This window comes from Pseudomonas sp. 2848, assembly GCF_003253945.1.
Taxonomy (GTDB): domain Bacteria; phylum Pseudomonadota; class Gammaproteobacteria; order Pseudomonadales; family Pseudomonadaceae; genus Aquipseudomonas.
Window position 1 is genome coordinate 214,528 of the sequence record NZ_QKZD01000007.1, and the last position, 18,294, is coordinate 232,821.

General features: G+C 61.3%; 11 protein-coding genes. 3 read left to right on the forward strand and 8 right to left on the reverse strand.

What is annotated here, in order from left to right:
• Positions 1 to 490: 490 nt before the first annotated feature.
• Positions 491 to 1,909 carry an amino acid permease gene (locus tag DFS21_RS15830; RefSeq protein ID WP_023632492.1) on the forward strand — a complete coding sequence of 473 codons (1,419 nt, stop codon included), beginning with the start codon at positions 491 to 493 and terminating at the stop codon, positions 1,907 to 1,909.
• Between the two features lie 72 nt (positions 1,910 to 1,981).
• Here the strand turns inward: DFS21_RS15830 and DFS21_RS15835 are convergent, their stop codons facing one another.
• The gene (locus DFS21_RS15835) at positions 1,982 to 2,863 is read right to left on the reverse strand and encodes a LysR substrate-binding domain-containing protein (protein WP_102683102.1); all 882 of its coding nucleotides are present in this window, start codon (positions 2,861 to 2,863) and stop codon (positions 1,982 to 1,984) included.
• Between the two features lie 151 nt (positions 2,864 to 3,014).
• Here DFS21_RS15835 and DFS21_RS15840 point away from each other — a divergent pair, with 151 nt between their 5' ends.
• Positions 3,015 to 6,032, forward strand: coding sequence for an FAD-binding and (Fe-S)-binding domain-containing protein (locus DFS21_RS15840; protein ID WP_111532645.1), 3,018 nt, complete (start codon positions 3,015 to 3,017; stop codon positions 6,030 to 6,032).
• A 55-nt stretch (positions 6,033 to 6,087) separates the two neighbouring features.
• On the opposite strand, the gene DFS21_RS15845 is transcribed toward DFS21_RS15840, so the two are convergent.
• From DFS21_RS15845 to phhA, 6 genes are all read right to left on the reverse strand, one after another.
• Positions 6,088 to 7,278: an MFS transporter gene (locus DFS21_RS15845; protein ID WP_111532646.1), complete on the reverse strand. Its 1,191-nt coding sequence runs from the start codon at positions 7,276 to 7,278 to the stop codon at positions 6,088 to 6,090.
• 144 nt (positions 7,279 to 7,422) lie between these two features.
• Positions 7,423 to 12,633: a deaminase domain-containing protein gene (locus DFS21_RS15850; protein WP_158539552.1), complete on the reverse strand. Its 5,211-nt coding sequence runs from the start codon at positions 12,631 to 12,633 to the stop codon at positions 7,423 to 7,425.
• A gap of 378 nt (positions 12,634 to 13,011) precedes the next feature.
• Positions 13,012 to 13,140 (reverse strand): hypothetical protein, encoded by a 129-nt coding sequence (locus DFS21_RS26950; protein WP_256591399.1) that lies wholly within the window; start codon positions 13,138 to 13,140, stop codon positions 13,012 to 13,014.
• Positions 13,141 to 13,372: 232 nt separating this feature from the next.
• Entirely contained in the window at positions 13,373 to 14,575 is a 1,203-nt protein-coding gene (locus tag DFS21_RS15855) for an amino acid aminotransferase (protein WP_111532648.1), read from the reverse strand.
• Positions 14,575 to 14,931, reverse strand: a complete 357-nt coding sequence (locus tag DFS21_RS15860) for a 4a-hydroxytetrahydrobiopterin dehydratase (protein WP_023628481.1) — start codon at positions 14,929 to 14,931, stop codon at positions 14,575 to 14,577. Before DFS21_RS15860 ends, DFS21_RS15855 begins: the two co-directional genes overlap by 1 nt.
• A gap of 38 nt (positions 14,932 to 14,969) precedes the next feature.
• A complete protein-coding gene (gene phhA, locus DFS21_RS15865; protein ID WP_110702352.1) occupies positions 14,970 to 15,758 on the reverse strand; it encodes a phenylalanine 4-monooxygenase in 789 nt (262 codons plus the stop codon).
• A gap of 257 nt (positions 15,759 to 16,015) precedes the next feature.
• On the opposite strand from phhA, the gene DFS21_RS15870 reads away from it, so the two are divergent.
• Positions 16,016 to 17,575 (forward strand): sigma-54-dependent transcriptional regulator, encoded by a 1,560-nt coding sequence (locus tag DFS21_RS15870; protein WP_110702354.1) that lies wholly within the window; start codon positions 16,016 to 16,018, stop codon positions 17,573 to 17,575.
• Positions 17,576 to 17,675: 100 nt separating this feature from the next.
• On the opposite strand, the gene DFS21_RS15875 is transcribed toward DFS21_RS15870, so the two are convergent.
• The gene (locus DFS21_RS15875) at positions 17,676 to 17,930 is read right to left on the reverse strand and encodes a DUF2790 domain-containing protein (RefSeq protein WP_023630669.1); all 255 of its coding nucleotides are present in this window, start codon (positions 17,928 to 17,930) and stop codon (positions 17,676 to 17,678) included.
• Positions 17,931 to 18,294 lie beyond the last annotated feature (364 nt).

Below are 18,294 nucleotides of genomic sequence, written 5' to 3' on the forward strand. Positions count from 1 at the left end.
CCCCGGCTTACCTGTGCTTTTCTGTTCTTCGTCACAAAATCTTTCCAAAGCCTGCACGCCAGAGCCTCCCCAGCCCCCTCCACCCCCTTCCCAAACCCCCGCCCAAGCGCTGAGATAGCGCCATTGCCGTGTGCAGAGCCAGGCAGGATCGCCAGGCACTTAAAACAACAAAATGGAGGCGCCATGCACGCCGATCACTCCGCCTTTTCAGGCCTTCACCCCAGGACCGCTGCGTTTTTTCCACAGGAAACGATGCAACGCGTTGACGCCTGCGCGTTTGCAGGGGTATACAATGCGCCGCGTTTTACCTGTGACTCCCTTGCGTACCGCGCACGCTTGCTGACACCCGGTTGATCCGCCCCTGGCCAGCAAGGCCACGAGCGACTTCCCGTCACAAGTATCCAAGGTAACCACCTTGCCCATTCCGCTGCGCCACGAGTGCGGTGGGTCCGATTCCGTCACAGATAAAAACAAGCAGGTGACTTCGTTCATGAGTGGACATAACTCACAGTCCGGCGAACTCAAGCGTGGCTTGAAGAACCGCCATATCCAATTGATCGCCCTGGGCGGCGCCATCGGCACCGGGTTGTTCCTGGGCTCGGCCGGCGTGATGAAGTCCGCCGGTCCGTCGATGATCCTCGGCTATGCGATCTGCGGCTTCATCGCCTTCATGATCATGCGCCAGCTCGGCGAGATGATCGTCGAAGAGCCGGTGGCCGGCTCCTTCAGCCATTTCGCGCACAAGTACTGGGGCGGTTTCGCCGGCTTCCTGTCGGGCTGGAACTGCTGGGTGCTGTATATCCTGGTGGGCATGTCGGAACTGTCGGCGGTGGGCAAGTACGTCCACTACTGGTGGCCGGAGATTCCGACCTGGGTAACCGCGGCGGCGTTCTTCCTGCTGATCAACGCGATCAACCTGATGAACGTGAAGTTCTTCGGCGAAGCCGAGTTCTGGTTCGCCATCATCAAGGTGGTGGCCATCGTCAGCATGATCGGCCTGGGTGCCTACCTGCTGACCAGCGGCAGCGGCGGTCCTGAAGCCTCGGTGACCAACCTGTGGGCCCATGGTGGTTTCTTCCCGCACGGTGTCAGCGGGCTGGTGATGGCGCTGGCGTTCATCATGTTCTCCTTTGGTGGCCTGGAGATGCTCGGCTTCACCGCCGCCGAGGCCGACAAGCCGAAGACCGTGATCCCCAAGGCGATCAACCAGGTCATCTATCGCATCCTGATCTTCTATGTCGGCGCCCTGGTGGTGCTGCTGTCGCTGACCCCATGGGACAACCTGGTGGCGAGCATCGACGCCTCCGGCGGCAGCTATGGCAGCAGCCCGTTCGTCCAGGTGTTCTCGTTGCTGGGCAGCGACGTGGCGGCCCACCTGCTGAACTTCGTGGTCCTGACCGCGGCGCTGTCGGTGTACAACAGCGGCACCTACTGCAACGCCCGCATGCTGCTGGGCATGGCTGAGCAAGGTGATGCGCCAGCGGCGCTGGCCAAGGTTGACCGCCGTGGCGTGCCGGTACGTTCGATCCTGGTCTCGGCAGCCGTGACCCTGATTGCGGTGCTGCTCAACTACCTGATGCCGCAGAATGCCCTGGAGCTGCTGATGTCGCTGGTGGTGGCGACCTTGGTGATCAACTGGGCGATGATCAGCTACTCGCACCTGAAGTTCCGCCAGCATCTCGACCGCACCGGCCAGAAGCCGCTGTTCAAAGCGCTGTGGTACCCGTACGGCAACTACCTGGTGCTGGCGTTCGTGGTGCTGATCCTGGGCATCATGCTGCAGATTCCGGGTATCCAGGTGTCTGTGTACGCGATGCCGGTGTGGCTGGTGGTGATGTATGTGGCCTACCAGCTGAAGAGCAAGCGTGGCTCCCAGGCCAATGGCGCTGCTGGCAGCATCGCCAAGTAAGCGCTGAGGCGCACCAACAAAAAACCCGATGCCGAGTAACCGGCATCGGGTTTTTTGTTGCCTGTGCCGGCCTCAGATCTGTTCGAGCAACCAGCCACGAAACGCTCGCAGCGATGGCAGTGCCTCGTTCCTGGGCGGATAGATCAGGTAGTAGCTGCGCTGGCTGGCGAAGGGCTCACCCGGGCTGAACAGCTCGCCACTGGCCAGTTCGTCCGCCACCAGTATGCGCGGCACCAGGCCGATGCCGATCCCGGCGCGCACGGCCTGGATCAGGTGCGAGGTCAGCTCGAAGCTTGGCCCCAGGCGCATGGCGCGGTGGGGCAGGGCATGGTGGGAAAACCACTCGCCCCAGGCATGGGGGTTGTTGGCGACGTTGAGCAGTACTTCCTCGCTGATCCTTTGCGGGTTCCATTGGTCGTCCGCCATGGCTTGCGGCGGCAGGATCACCACCAGTTCCTCGGCATGCAGGCGATGGCAGATCAGCCCGGGCAAGTCATGGCTGGCAACGCCGATGGCCGCGTCGATCTCGCTGGTGTCGAAGTTGATGGCTTCGATACGTGAATGAATGTGCACCAGCATGCCGGGGTGGGCGCTGTAGAAGGCATGCAGGCGCGGCAGCAGCCATTTCGAGCCGAAGGTCGGCAGCGTCGCCAGGCGCAGGGTGCCGACGCCGGACTGATAGGCCAGTGCCTGCAGGGTGGCGCTGCGGATGCGGCCGAGGGCCTCGCTGAGTTCGCGCTGGTAGAGGCGCCCGACGTCGGTCAATTGCACCTGGCGGCCCTCGCGACGGAACAGTGTCAGCCCCAGTTGTTGCTCCAGTGCCTGCACCTGGCGGCTCACCGCGCTCTGGGTCAGCGACAGTTCGGCGGCGGCGCGGGTATAGCTTTCATGCCGCGCGGCGGCCTCGAAGGCCAGCAGGAGCGACATCGAAGGGGTGAGGTGGCGGTAATTCATTCATAAAGCTCATCGATAGCGGCAGGAATATCCGTTTGCCCCTGGCGCGAAACTACAGGAACATTGACGCATTCGAAATCCTCCCATGATCCATTCATGCCGGAGCGACAAGATTTCCGTGAATTAGCCGATATCAAAGAGGCATCCTTCGATGATCGCCCAGCTGCCGCCCCGCGCGCCCGCCGCCCAATACCCCGAATTCCTAGAAGCCCTGAGAAGCAGCGGCTTCCGTGGCCAGATCAGCGCCGACTACGGCACCCGCACCGTGCTGGCCACCGACAACTCGATCTACCAGCGCCTGCCCCAGGCGGCGGTGTTCCCGCTGGACGCCGACGACGTGGCGCGGGTCGCCACGCTGATGGCCGAGCCGCGTTTTCGTGACATCAAGCTGACCCCGCGTGGCGGTGGTACCGGCACCAACGGCCAGTCGCTGACCGACGGCATCGTCGTCGACCTGTCGCGGCATATGAACACCATTCTCGAAATCAACGTCGAGCAGCGCTGGGTGCGGGTGCAGGCGGGCGTGGTCAAGGACCAGCTCAATGCCGCGCTCAAGCCCCACGGGCTGTTCTTCGCGCCAGAGCTGTCCACCTCCAACCGCGCCACCGTCGGCGGCATGATCAACACCGACGCCAGTGGCCAGGGCAGCTGCACCTACGGCAAGACCCGCGACCACGTGCTCGAATTGCACAGCGTGCTGCTCGGCGGTGAGCGCCTGCACAGCCTGCCGATCGACGACGCTACGCTGGAACAGGCCTGCGCCGCGCCCGGCCGGGTCGGCGAGGTGTACCGCATGGCCCGCGAGATCCAGCAAACCCAGGGCGAACTGATCGAGAGCACCTTCCCCAAGCTCAATCGCTGCCTGACCGGCTACGACCTGGCGCACCTGCGCGACGATCAGGGCCGCTTCAACCTCAACAGCGTGCTGTGCGGGGCCGAGGGCTCGCTGGGCTATGTGGTCGAGGCCAAGCTCAATGTGTTGCCGATCCCCAAATACGCGGTGCTGGTCAACGTGCGCTACACCAGTTTCATGGACGCCCTGCGCGACGCCAATGCGCTGATGGCGCACAAGCCACTGTCGATCGAGACCGTCGACTCCAAGGTGCTGATGCTGGCGATGAAGGACATCGTCTGGCACAGCGTCGCCGAATACTTCCCGGCCGACCCCGAGCGCCCCACCCTGGGCATCAACCTGGTGGAGTTCTGCGGTGACGAGCCGGACGAGGTCAATGCCCGGGTCCAGGCCTTCGTCGCGCACCTGCAGGCCGACAAGGGTGTCGAGCGCCTGGGCCACACCCTGGCCGAAGGCGCCGAAGCGGTGAGCCGCGTCTATGTGATGCGCAAGCGCTCGGTGGGGCTGCTGGGCAACGTCGAGGGTGAAGTGCGTCCGCAGCCGTTCGTCGAGGACACCGCGGTTCCGCCGGAGCAACTGGCCGATTACATTGCCGACTTCCGTGCATTGCTCGATGGCTACGGCCTGGCCTACGGCATGTTCGGCCATGTCGATGCCGGTGTGCTGCACGTGCGCCCGGCGCTGGACATGAAAGACCCGGCCCAGGCCGCGTTGGTCAAGCCGATCTCCGATGCCGTGGCGGCGCTGACCAAGCGCTATGGCGGCCTGCTGTGGGGCGAGCACGGCAAGGGCCTGCGCTCAGAGTATGTGCCGGAGTACTTCGGCGAGCTGTACCCGGCCCTGCAGCGACTCAAGGGCGCGTTCGACCCGCATAACCAGCTCAACCCCGGCAAGATCTGCACCCCCCCGGACAGCGCCGAAGGCCTGACCCCGGTGGATGGCGTGACCCTTCGCGGCGACCTCGACCGCAGCATCGATGAGCGCGTGTGGCAGAGCTTCGGCAGCGCAGTGCACTGCAACGGCAACGGCGCCTGCTACAACTATGACCCCAACGACGCCATGTGCCCGTCGTGGAAAGCCACCCGCGAACGCCAGCACTCGCCCAAGGGCCGTGCCTCGCTGATCCGCGAGTGGCTGCGCCTGCAGGGCGAGGCGAACATCGATGTGCTCGCCGCCGCCCAGCGCAAGGCCTCCTGGCTCAAAGGGTTGCCGGCGCGGCTGCGCAACAGCCGTGCGCGCCGCCAGGGCCAGGAAGACTTCTCCCACGAGGTGTACGACGCCATGGCCGGCTGCCTGGCGTGCAAGTCCTGCGCGGGGCAGTGCCCGATCAAGGTCAACGTGCCGGACTTCCGCTCACGCTTCCTCGAGCTGTACCACGGCCGCTACCAGCGTCCGCTGCGCGACTACCTGATCGGCTCGCTGGAGTTCACCATCCCGTACCTGGCTCATGCGCCGGGCCTGTACAACGCGGTGATGGGCTCGAATTGGGTGAGCAGGCTGCTGGCGGACAAGGTCGGCATGGTCGATAGCCCGCTGATCAGTCGTTTCAACTTCCAGGCTACTCTGACCCGTTGCCGGGTTCAGGTCGCCAGCGTGCCCGCGCTGCGTGAGCTGACCCCGGCCCAGCGCGAGCGCAGTATCGTGCTGGTGCAGGACGCCTTTACCCGCTATTTCGAGACGCCATTGCTGGCCTCGTTCATCGAGCTGGCCCATCGCCTGGGGCACAAGGTGTTCCTCGCACCCTATAGCGCCAACGGCAAGCCGCTGCACGTGCAGGGTTTCCTCGGTGCCTTCGCCAAGGCGGCGGTCCGCAACGCCACCCAGCTCAAGGCGTTGGCCGACTGCGGCGTGCCGCTGGTGGGGTTGGACCCAGCGATGACTCTGGTCTATCGCCAGGAGTACCAGAAGGTCGATGGCGTGGAGTGCCCGTCGGTACTGCTGCCCCAGGAGTGGCTGATGAACGTGCTGCCCGAGCAGGCGCCGTTCAGGGCTGACAGCTTCCGCCTGATGGCCCACTGCACCGAGAAGACCAATGTGCCGGCCAGTACCAAGCAGTGGGAGCAGGTTTTCGCCCGCCTGGGATTGAAGCTGGTCACCGAGGCCACCGGCTGCTGCGGCATGTCCGGTACCTATGGGCACGAGGCGCGTAACCAGGAAGCCTCGAAGACCATCTTCGAGCAATCCTGGGCAACCAAGCTGGACAAGGCGGGGGAGGCACTGGCGACCGGCTATTCGTGCCGTAGCCAGGTCAAGCGCATGACCGAGAAGCAGCTGCGCCACCCGCTGGAAGTGGTGCTGCAGTACGCCCAGCGCTGACCCGTCGGACCCTCGCGGGGCAAGCGCGTGGGAGCGGGCTTGCCCCGCGAGGCTTTCAGGCCTCGCGCAATCGACGTGCCTGGCGATACAGGTACAAGCTCAACACCAGCCCGCATCCCGCTGCCGCGGCCGCGAACAGGAAAATCGAGGCAAAGCCGAAGCCTGCCGCCACGGCGCCCACCAAGGGTCCGGTGATGCCCAGCGACAGGTCGATGAACAGCGAGTAGGCCCCCACCGCCGCGCCACGGTTGGCCGCCGATACCTGGTTGACCGCCTCCACCCCCAGCGCCGGAAATACCAGCGAGAACCCGAAGCCGCTCAACGCTGCACCCGCCAGGGCCAGTCCGGGCGTCGGCGCCAGCCAGAGCATCAGCAATCCCAGGGTTTCTACCGACAGGCAGGCGATAGCCACGCGAAAGCCGCCGATGCGGTTGATCAGGTTGCCGAACAACAGCCGCGCACAGATGAAGCTGGCACCGAACAGGCTCAGGGTCAGCGCGGCGTCGGGCCAGCCGCGGCTGGCGTAGTACAAGGTGATGAAGGTGGCGATGGTGCCGAAACCGATCGAGCCCAAGGCCAGCCCCGAGCCATGCGGGAAAACCTTGCCCAGCACGCGCAGGAATGGCAGCCGCACCCCTGCCACCACCGGCGCGGCGCGCTTGGGCCAGGCCAGCAGTAGGCCAAGGATGCCGAGCAGGATGATGCTCGCGCCCATGCTCCACAGCCCCAGGTGCTTGACCATCAGTACCCCAAGCGGTGCGCCGATGGCCAATGCGCCATAGCTGGCGATGCCGTTCCAGGAGATCACCTTGGCGGTATTTTCCGAACCGACCCGGCCGATCCCCCAGCCGATCGAGCCTGAGCCCACCAGGCTCTCGGCGCTGCCCAGCACCAGGCGGCCGATGAACAGGCAGATCAGGCTGAGCCAGGGCAGGTGGGTGAGGAAGCTGCAGGCCAGCATGAACACGCCGCTCAGGCCACAGCCGAACAGGCCGTACATGACCGCCTTCTTGCTGCCGAGGTTGTCGATGATGCGGCTGGCGGTGGGGCGGCTAAGCAGGGTGGCCAGGTACTGCACGCTGATCACCAGGCCCGCGACCACGGCGCTGAAACCCAGTTCGTTGTGCACGTAGCCAGGCAGCACGGCCAGGGGGATGCCGATGTTCAGGTAGCCGATGAAGGTGAACAGGACGATGGCGATCACCTGGGCGGTGATCCTTGGTGAGGAGAGGTGAGTCTCGGGCATGTGGGTTCCAATCATGGTGAAGCTGAGGCTTCACCATGATAGCCATCTCGACCCAGGCTGGATATGAAGCTTGGATCGGGAAGGTGATGAGGCGGCCGCGGTCGTCAAGACCGAGCCACAGTTACCACCAGAGTCTGAACTGGGTCAGGTTGGATAGGTGTCCAAGTAGGTCACCCAGAAGTCGGCGCTTGCGTAGTTGAGCCTCAGTTGAGGGAGCACCACCGCCCCGCAGGATCTACAGGTATCCATTCGAGTAAACATATGGATTGAGTAGATACTGTTCGATGAGTGATTTTCTTTGAGGATGGTTGCAATCAGGCGTTCCGAATCCAGGTAGCGGTCATACGGCCTAACCGATACGCTACCTGAATGTCGCACAACTGGAAGGCTGACGATGTCTGGATCAGGTGTGCGGTTATGCATCAACGCGCCGGCATCGATATAGGTGGTATCGCCTACGCTGTGGCTGTTTGCGCCGGGCGCATAGGGTTTGAGATGTAATCCTTCCGCTCGCTTGCCGCCAGCTAATGCGTAATAGACGAATTTTTCTCCATCGTTGGTGACAATCGAAGCAAACGCCAGGTTGCTGTTGTTCATCTGTCTGGCAATCATTTCAGCAACATCACGTTGGGCAATGTTGTTGACCGTCAATGGTACCCAAAGGTGCTCCCTCCCTTGAATCGGCAGCAGCTCATTCAGCGTTTCGACGGTGCTTTTTTTTTCGGCGCTATTGCGTTGGGCGATGGACTTCCAGTCTGAAATCAGACTTCTTGTTTCGTCTATCAGACCTAGTTGAGCGCGCTCCCCCGAGAGGATGTTTTCTGCGTAGTGAAGCATTTCATTGCGTTGATTGTTGTCAATGCACCATTGCGCATACGCCCGGTAGTTTCGGTTGGAGCGGGAGGCTGCAAGCCACGCCTGCAACCCTGGCTCACGTTTCTCCACGAGGGTGCTGAACAGCAGCTTGGCAATATTGTCTCGATCGGTTGAACTACCGGGCCGCTCGGCGACGAATCGGTACTGATTGGACAGGCGCAAGTACTCATCGATTTCACTGGCGTCGGTCACCGGGGTAAATATGAGTGTTCCCGGGCCTTGACGAGTTTTATAGAATTTACCGTTGTCTACTTCCACGTAGATGTTTTTTTGCGCGTTCCACTCCATATTGAGCCCGCGTAAGCGTCGTCTATCCATGATCTGCGCTGATACTTGTTCCAGCTCTACGACTGGAACGTGGGGGTTGATTGCCTTGGCCTGCGTGCCACTGATCGCGTGTGATAGGCCGAAGTTACGCTCGCTGGACATGCGGCCGTTGATCTGGGGTAGGTAAGTCGGTGTGTTGGGCAGCCCCAGGCTGCTGCATTGCTCCGCGCTCAGTGCAAGCAGTTTCTTTTCCCTTGTGAACTGGACAGGCCGTGTTCCCTTGATGGGCGCATGGTCCCATTTGCAAAACTTTCCTTCGTGAACCAGCAGATCCAGCGAGGTGGCCGAACTCAGGTCCGTGGCCGCCATGTTTCGGCGCTCAAGATGAAACTCCCTCGCTTCGAATGCCTGGCTGATTTCCTGCCCGCGTGTCAGTGGGGGCTGATTGGGAAGCGTGCGTTCGACGGGAAGGCTGATCAACTTGGTGAATGGCGTGCAAGAGGCCTCCTCCAGATCGCGCCTGAGACGACAGGTCACCTCCGAGACGGATATGGCCTCCAGGTCGCTGACGGGTGTATTGGATAGTTGCGTCAGGCAAGGTTCGGGCAGGTTGGCATCGAGGTGGTAGTCGTGACCATCAATCTGGATGTCGTAGTGCCCTGCACCCTTGTAACGAACCCGCAGACGACATGCTTCAGCAATAGCCAGGCTTATCTTGCCGTCTTCGGACATGACGCCTGCGATACGTGTCGGATAATGCCCTGGACTAATCGAGCCCAGGCTTTTCAAGGGCGTCAATGAAGGTGCTTGTGCCGTTCCTTCGACGATAAGCCTAGGTCCGTAGGGCAGGTTGTCGTGTGGATCAAGCAGTTTGTAACTTGGTTTTTCTGGGGTGCCTAGATCCTGCACGAGGCAGTTTTCGGTATTTCCCACCTGCATCAGGTCGTTCGCTGAGTAAGGATGCGCCCTCTCACTCAAGGCGTTCAGGGCAATGCTGTATGCACCCTCTTGCGTCATGTGCACCAGTCGAGCGGTTCCTCGCAGGTCGTGCAGCCAACGTAGAGCAGGCTTTTCCCAGGACTTTACGGATAGCCAGCGTGCAAGTCGGCCCATATCTCTAAATACGAGAGCCGGGCTTTGCTGGGCCAAGTGGCTGACCAGCTCCACGATAGCGCTGCTCATTGCTTCGCAACTGGCTCGCAAGCTGAGGCGACCGGCTGTACGTATGACTGTCGCGCTCGAGGCAATGAACTTGCCTGCCGGTATCAGGACGCCTATCGAATCCGTTACGCACCCTGCGATGACACCTGCCGAGTGATCACCTTCCGCCAGATCGGAAATGCAGCCATAAAAAGGCAGGATCGCACGCGCGAGGAATTCAGCGATCTTCTTCTCCAGCGCGATCATCTCTTCCCATGGGGTGGTGTGAGTGTGATCTGCCTTGAACTGCGCCAGCGTCGATGCGTAGAGGTGCGCTGTCGCAGTAGTGGCCAGTGCCTGGAAAAAGTCGGCCTCACTGGCCTGCTGCGCATAGACCCGTCTCGATGCTGCAATCAGTTTGCCCTTGCGTGGCGTCTGGAGCTGATTCGCCAGGCGCGAGGGAGTTCCGTTGAGATAGGCGTCACTGTCCAGGGGGTGCAACGGGGTCGCGCGGGCCTGGAGTTCGCGGTCGTGGTTCCCCCAGTGCTTGTCCATCGTCTCGACAATATTGCCGCTAAAACCGGTGTTCGGCTCAACCCTGTAACTGAATTGTTGGTTGCAAGGGCGAAGTGCACCGGCACTGGGGGTGAGCTCGAAGAAATACTCTTTACTGGCGTCGTGACTATCGAAATCTTCTCGGTGGTCGCCAGGCTGGCAACGGATGAACAGGCCTTGGATTCCTGTTTGCTCCTCGCTGTCCGACGGTGTGTTGAACGCTACCCGGCTCACTTCACAGGTGGAGGTATAAAGCTGTGTGCGCAAGGCTTGCGGCAGTTCCATGAACAGGCGCTTGATCAGGCGTGCATGAGCTTGCTGCCAGTCGGCCTTGAACGATGCGAAGGCCTGCTCATACAGCGTTGGAACTGTGCTTTTCCCCGCCCGATAGAGATCGCCGGACATGACTAACTGGGTCAGGTTTTCGATGATTGGCCGCGGGCTTGGTGCGCCGACATCGTCCACGAAACCGGGAGTGGTGATGGTGTGGTGCCAGGTGTAAACGGTCGCTTTGACCAAGCCCCGGGCACTCAGGTAGTGCCATGTTCCATCGGTTTCGATCGGTTTGTCCCAATATTGCCTGTCAACACCGGCCTGGCTTAATTGTTCCTCGGCCAGCGTTTTGCGGTCCGGTGGCGTCATGGCGAGCTGGCTTGCATCGTCAGCAAAGGACTTTTGTGCGTCAGCGGTGAACTCCAGCGCACGCTGAATCTGATGTGCCGTTGCTTGCCCGATGTCCTCAACCGTCAAGTCTGCAAGCGCGCCATGGGCCTTCGCATAGCGTAATGCCGGTAGGGCCAGGGCGTTGCTCCAGTGGCGCTGTACCTGTTTATCATCAGAGGCACTCAAGTCGCTGGCCAATGTGACAACTTTGTCAAATGAGGCTCTGCAACTGGCGCCGGGCATCATCGCTTCAAGCAGCCTGGCACCGTGAATCAGCGCAACGCTTTGCAGAGAACGGCCATAGTAGAGCCAGTCGGGTGTGCCGGTAACCAGCAGTTCGGGAGCGATTTCGCGAAGCAGCAGGTATTCGAGCAGCTCCAGTGCGGCCGGGGAAATGCCAGGATTGCGCTCAGTGATAGCGTTGCTGATTTTTTTACGCAATTGCAGGTGGTTGTACTCGGATACCCAGTGGCCCTGGAATTCTTCGGCCATCGAGCGATTCGACTGCGTCCGTGGCCCCAAAAAGTGATCGATGATTGCTCGGCTTGCCAGTGCTTGTGTCGCACGCGGGGATGCGGACTCTCCAACAGAGGCACCATACCAACCTGCAAGGCCGAGTAGGGGGCGGAAAACGTCTGCAAACTGCAGTGACCGCATCATCAGTTGCCAGGCTTGCGGGGCAGGCATCAGCAAATGTCGCTTGCCTTGCTTGCGCTCGCAGAGCAGTTCAAAGCCTGCGTTCGTGAACAATTCGTCGATGGAGCAGTCGTCAGACCAGTCGTTGAAGGCGAGTGGCGTACTCATCAGGGCTCGACTGTCAGGCAAAGGTTCGAGCGGGGAGGGGGCAAGCGTTGTTGGTGTAAGGGGCAACAGCAAGGAGGCTAATCGAAGGCAGCCTGTGCGACTGAGTGATGGGTGCACCTGCTTCAGTTTGTTTGCAAAGGAAAACGCCTGCATACCCCGGGCGCGTTGAGCATTTTCAAGGGTGAGCTTCACCCAGGCTTCAGTATTTTCGTGTACTGCATGAAGTGCCACTTTCCTGAGAAGTCGGACCCCCAGATCCTGAGTATGGGCCTTGCTCCATTCAACCGGTGGGCTGTTATCGTGAGAACGATCTTCATCCACCCAGGTCGGTATCTGTGAGGCAGCAGCAAGCGCCTTGATACGAAGCTTCATCATGGGCTGGGTGAGGTGCATGTTTCGGGAAAGTATCAGTGCTTTATCTTCGTACTCTGCTGTGGTGGGCAGTAATTCCTCAAGCGTCGTGACCAGGGATGCCAAGGCTGACAGGGCCGGGCTCAATTGGTATGCCGTAAGGCCCTGCAACAGGTTTTCAGCAGGGCATTGCGCAAGCCAATCGCTGGCAAGGTCTCGGCGCTGACCCCGCTTGAACTGCAGCATCCACATCTGCAATGAACTGGGCACGCCGGCCAGCAGTTCGCCCAGTTCGAAAAATGCCTCCTTGCCTAGCCGGGCAGCCTCTGTACTCGGCATGTTTTCACCAAACAACAAGTTATCCAGCTGCTTTCTCGCGGTATCCGTTTTAATCGAGGCTTCATTAAGCCATGCGAGGCGGGCAAAAAAATGGTGGATGTGGCGGGGTGTCAGGGTTTCTGGTGCAACGCTCAATACTGCGGCAACCAATGCGTAGGTCTTCGTGTTGCCGTACAGATCCATAAGATTGGTAAAGAAGAAGCGTGGGTCTTCAGGGAACTGCGTGTTGTTGTCCAGCAGGAATCTGAGAGTGAGGTGAACTGCCCTGATAGGATCGTGCGCCTCACGTGGCGCGCTCAGGGGAATGTCCAAGTTGTCGGCGACCAGGACAGGAGTAGATGCCTGGATGTCGTTATCCATGTCTTCATCAGTCGAGTGCCAGCTTGTTACATGTGTTCGGATTCTTTCCAGCAGTTGCGATGGGGTGATCTGCGTGGCGTCGGGGCCTGGCGCTGGTTCATTGCCGGTGGTCGGTATCCGGTTCTGGGATATTGAGTGGCTGGGTGTGGCGCCAATACGCTGAGCGGTGGGAGATGCGTCACAGAGGGGGTGGAGAGTGGGTTGGGAGTCAGTTGACATGTGGCCTCCTGTAGGGAGGGCAACAGTCTGTGGATTCAACCAAGGACAGGGTGGTACAGGGTTATCGCATTCTGAGGGGAATCTGGACGGTGTGAAAACGTGATGACGGGGATAGCCCGCAGGTCAGCCGTTTTCACACAGTCGGAGGGGGATGCGCGGCTATTCCTGGTCGGCGCTGGATTGATCGTCACTGTCCTGCTCGACGACGGGCGTCGGTTCGGCGTGGGCGGCAACGGATTGCTCTTCGGGGTTCAGGCTTGGGAAGGGAAGATTCGGGATTTCATGCATCTCGTCGTTCCTCGCAAGTGTGAGTGAAAAGGCAGCGCTTGGCGCATGTGAGGCTTCGAAAAGCTGGGGCAGGATACAGCAGTCTGGATGACAGTTTGGGATTTTTCCCGGACGCTGGTCGGTTTTAGCGGGCGGCTATCGGACAGGGGGAAGCAGGAGGGGCGCGGGAGCGGTTTGTCCCGCGATAGTGCTATCGCGGAGCAAGCCGCTCCCGCGCCCCTGCGGCCAGGTTTCAGCGACAGACGTCGGCGATGGCCGCTGCCAGCTGCTCCAGGCGCTTGGCATCTGCACCGGCGATGTTCGCCCGGCCGGTACCGACCATGTACACGCTGTGCCGCTCACGCAGCAGGCGCACTTGCTCGGGGTTCAGGCCGGTGTAGGAGAACATCCCGCGTTGCGCGGCGATGTGCGCGAAGCGCTCGGCCAGGCCATGGGGCTCCAGCGCTTTCACCAGGCCGACGCGAAGCTCGGCGATGCGCTGGCGCATGGCGTTCACTTCTTCGATCCACAACGCCTTGAGTGCCGGGTCCCCGAGGATCTCGGCGACCACCGCCGCGCCATGGTCTGGCGGCGTCGACCACAGGTTGCGCGCAATGAACGCCAGTTGGCTGCGCACATCCTGCAGTTTCTCGGCGTCGTGGCTGCACACCAGCAGGGCGCCGGTGCGCTCACGGTACAGACCAAAGTTTTTCGAGCAGGAGCTGGTGATCAGCAGTTCCGGCAGTTCCGGCAGTTCGGCGGCGAACAGGCGCACTGCCCAGGCGTCCTCCTCCAGACCGTCACCGAAGCCCTGGTAGGCAAAGTCGATCAATGGCAGCAGGTTGCGCCGCTTGACGATGTCGAGCACCGCGCGCCAGTCGTCCTGGCCCAGGTCGAAGCCGGTGGGGTTGTGGCAGCAGGCGTGCAGCAACACCACGTCGCCTTGCGGTGCCCGCTCAAGTGCGGCGAGCATGGCGTCGACGTTCAGGCGGTTGTCCGCGCCCACGTAGGGGTAGTGCGACACCTTGAGCCCGGCCCCGGCGAAGATCGTCTCGTGGATCGGCCAGGTCGGGTCGCTCAGCCAGATACCGCGGCCCGGCAGGCAGTGGGCGATAAACTCCGCCGCCAGGCGCAGGGCACCTGTGCCGCCAGGGGTCTGGGTGGCGCCGGCGCGCTGGCTTTTGAGCAGCGTGGAATCACTGCCCAGCACCAGCTCGCTGACCAGGCGCGTGAACGCTGCATCACCATGGCCGCCGACATAGCTCTTGGTGGCCTGCCGCTCGACCAGGCGCTGCTCGGCCTGCTTGACCGCAGCCGGAATCGGCGTGAGCCCTTGGGCGTCCTTGAATACGCCGACCCCCAGGTCGAACTTGGCCGGGTTGCCGTCGCGGGCGTAGGCCTCCATCAGCCCCAGGATCGGGTCGCCAGGGATCCGACCGATGGCCGAGAAGTGCATCACTTGCGCCCTTCAGCAGTTTTGGCGACCTCGTCGGTGCGCGCGCACATGATGAAGTCGTTGCGGTGCAGGCCTTTGATCGAGTGGCTCCACCAGGTCACGGTGACCTTGCCCCACTCGGTCAGCAGGCCAGGGTGGTGGCCTTCGGCTTCGGCGATTTCGCCGATGGCGTTGGTGAAGGCCAGGGCGTGCTTGAAGTTCTTGAACAGGAATACGCGCTCGAGCTCCATGTGGCCGTCGCGGGTTTCGATGTTCCAGTCCGGAATCAGTCGGATCAGCTCCGCCAGTTCCTCGTCGGTGACTTTCGGCGCATCGGCGCGGCAGGCTTCGCAGTGGGCTTGGTTCAAGGCATTCATGGGTGATTTCCGGTTTGAGTTGTTATCGACAAGGGCGCTCAGGCAGCGGCCTTGGGTGGAAACTTCGGTGCGTGCAGGCCCAGCTGCATGGCCTGGTGGACCATGGCCATGATGTCTTCGTGGGCCAGGTCGAACAGACGCTTCATGTTCGGCAGGACGAAGTACAGGGGCTGCAGGATATCGATGCGATAGGGCGTGCGCATGGCTTCGATCGGGTCGAAGGCCTGGTGCTCCGGTTCGCTGGACAGACTATAGACCGTCTCTTTCGGCGAGGAGAGGATGCCGCCGCCGTAGATCTTGCGGCCTTGCGCGGTCTCCATCAGGCCGAATTCGATGGTCATCCAGTACAGGCGTGCCAGGTAGACGCGCTGTTCCTTGGTCGCCGCCAGGCCGAGCTTGCCATAGGTGTGGGTGAATTCGGCGAAGAACGGGTTGGTCAGCAGTGGGCAGTGGCCGAAGATCTCGTGGAAGATGTCGGGCTCCTGCAGGTAGTCCAGCTCTTCCGGGGTGCGGATGAAGGTGGCGACCGGGAAGCGTTTGCTGGCCAGCAGTTCGAAGAAGGTCTGGAAGGGGATCAGCGCGGGGACGCGGGCGACCTGCCAGCCGGTGGTGGCGCCAAGCACCTTGTTGACTTCGCCCAGCTGCGGGATGCGGTCATGGGGCAGCTTGAGCTGGTCGATGCCGTCCAGGTATTCCTGGCATGCCCGGCCTTCGATCACTTTCAGCTGACGGGTGATCAGGGTGTTCCACACCGCATGCTCTTGCTGCGGGTAGTCGATAAAGCCATGCGCATCGGGCTCGCGTGCCACGTATTGCGTCTGTTTCATGTGGCTCTCCTGGTGAGGGCGTTCTTGTTATATGTACAGGACATACCTTAGGAATATCCCTACAAACGACGTTTTGCACCGGGGTGAGGGCCGACCCTGCGTATCCGTTTATCTTCTGTTCGTAACGATAATTTTACAAAATCAGCGTCATCCCGGAAAATCACGGACATCGAGCTGGGCGGACTGCTATTTTTGTCAGCTTATCTTTACGACTTTTCCGTGGTGCGAGCAAAAACTCGGCCGCTTAGAGAACCTTTATGCGCATCAAAGTGCATTGCCAGAACCGCATCGGCATATTGCGGGACATCCTCAACCTGCTGGTGGAGTACGGGATCAACGTGTTGCGCGGCGAAGTGGGAGGTGACCATGGCAACGCCATCTACCTGCACTGCCCGAACCTGATCAACCTGCAGTTCCAGGCCCTGCGGCCCAAGTTCGAGTCGATCGCCGGGGTGTTCGGGGTCAAGCGCGTCGGCCTGATGCCCAGCGAGCGCCGGCACATGGAGCTCAATGCGCTGCTGGGGGCGCTGGACTTCCCGGTGCTGTCGATCGACATGGGTGGCAGCATCGTTGCCGCCAACCGCGGCGCGGCGCAGCTGCTCGGCGTACGGGTGGACGAAGTACCGGGCATTCCGCTGTCGCGCTATGTCGAGGACTTCGACCTGCCGGAGCTGATACGGGCCAACAAATCGCGAATCAACGGCCTGCGGATCAAGGTCAAGGGCGATGTGTTCCTGGCCGATATCGCACCGCTGCAGTCCGAGCATGACGACAGTGAAGCCCTGGCCGGCGCGGTAATCACCCTGCACCGCGCGGACCGTATCGGTGAGCGCATCTACAACGTGCGCAAGCAGGAGTTGCGTGGGTTCGACAGCATCTTCCAGAGCTCACGGGTAATGGCCGCCGTGGTACGCGAGGCTCGGCGCATGGCGCCGTTGGATGCACCGCTGCTGATCGAGGGCGAGACCGGTACCGGCAAGGAACTGCTGGCGCGGGCCTGTCACCTGGCCAGCCCACGTGGCCAGGCGCCGCTGATGGCGCTCAACTGCGCCGGCCTGCCCGAGTCGATGGCCGAGACCGAGCTGTTCGGCTATGGGCCGGGAGCGTTCGAGGGGGCGCGGGCCGAGGGCAAGCTGGGGCTGCTGGAGCTGACGGCCGGCGGCACCTTGTTCCTCGATGGGGTGGGGGAGATGAGCCCGCGCTTGCAGGTCAAGTTGCTGCGCTTCCTGCAGGATGGCTGTTTCCGCCGGGTCGGCAGCGACGAAGAGGTCTACCTGGATGTGCGGGTGATCTGCGCGACCCAGGTCGACCTGTCCGAACTGTGCGCACGCGGCGAGTTTCGCCAGGACCTCTACCACCGCCTCAACGTGCTGTCGCTGCACATCCCGCCGCTGCGCGAATGCATGGATGGCCTGGAAGGGCTGGTGCAGCACTTCCTCGACCAGGCCAGCCGACAGATCGGCTGCCCGCTGCCGCGCCTGGCGCCGCCTGCAATGGAAAAACTCGGCCAGTATCATTGGCCGGGCAATGTGCGCCAGTTGGAGAACGTGTTGTTCCAGGCGGTGTCGCTGTGCGAAGGCGGGGTAGTGAAGAGCGAACATATCCGCTTGCCGGATTATGGCGCGCGCCAACCGTTGGGCGAGTTTTCCCTGGATGGCGATCTTTCGCAGATTGTCGGGCGGTTTGAAAGGGCGGTATTGGAAAGTTTGATGAGTGAATTCCCAAGTAGTCGGGCGCTGGGAAAAAGATTGGGCGTTTCCCATACGACCATTGCCAACAAGTTGCGGGATTATTCGTTGAACAAGTCGGTGGAATAATCTGGAAGTTTATCGAGGCTGAAATTGATCGCAGGGCAAGCCCGCTCCCACGAATGCAAAGGTGGTGGGAGCGAGCTTGCCTCGCGCTAAGCCTATGGCCTCAGCCGTTGGAGCAACCGTTGCCCATCACGCGGTATTCGAGAATGTGCTTCTGGCCCTGGGAGTCCTCATAGGTCATGCGCGCAGGCACCACTTCGCAGACGTTCGGCACTTCGCTCATGGAGATGACGCGGGCGATGTCCAGGTGCTGCGAATAACTGTACTGTTCAACCGGAATCTGCTCGACATCTTTTGCTTCGCCGGCCAGTGCCGCGCCGCAAAAACCGCCAAGTACCAATACCAGTAAAGCTTTCATTTTCAATTTACCTGTCTAAGGTCGTGAGGGGGCGCGCGGCGCTTGTGGCGCCGCGAGTGCAACTAAGTTTCAACTATCAGGATGAGGTGCGGATTAACGTTGCCTTCGTGGGGGCTGTTTCCAAGTTAATCGCGTTGCCGTTGCTGGCGAGGTGAATTCTAGGAGGGTGGCCAGGGCTGAAACAGAGCGGGTTTTGATAAAGTCTTTTGACAGAATCTGTAACAATCCCTGGCAAAGCGCTGCCTTTTCCCGCCTGCGATGGCTGCATGCCATGCATTAGAGCGGTCGCTGCACATTCATGGATTGACGGTCCGTCGCGTTACTACCAACGTCGAATGGTCTTTGTCGCTCTGGTACAGTTACA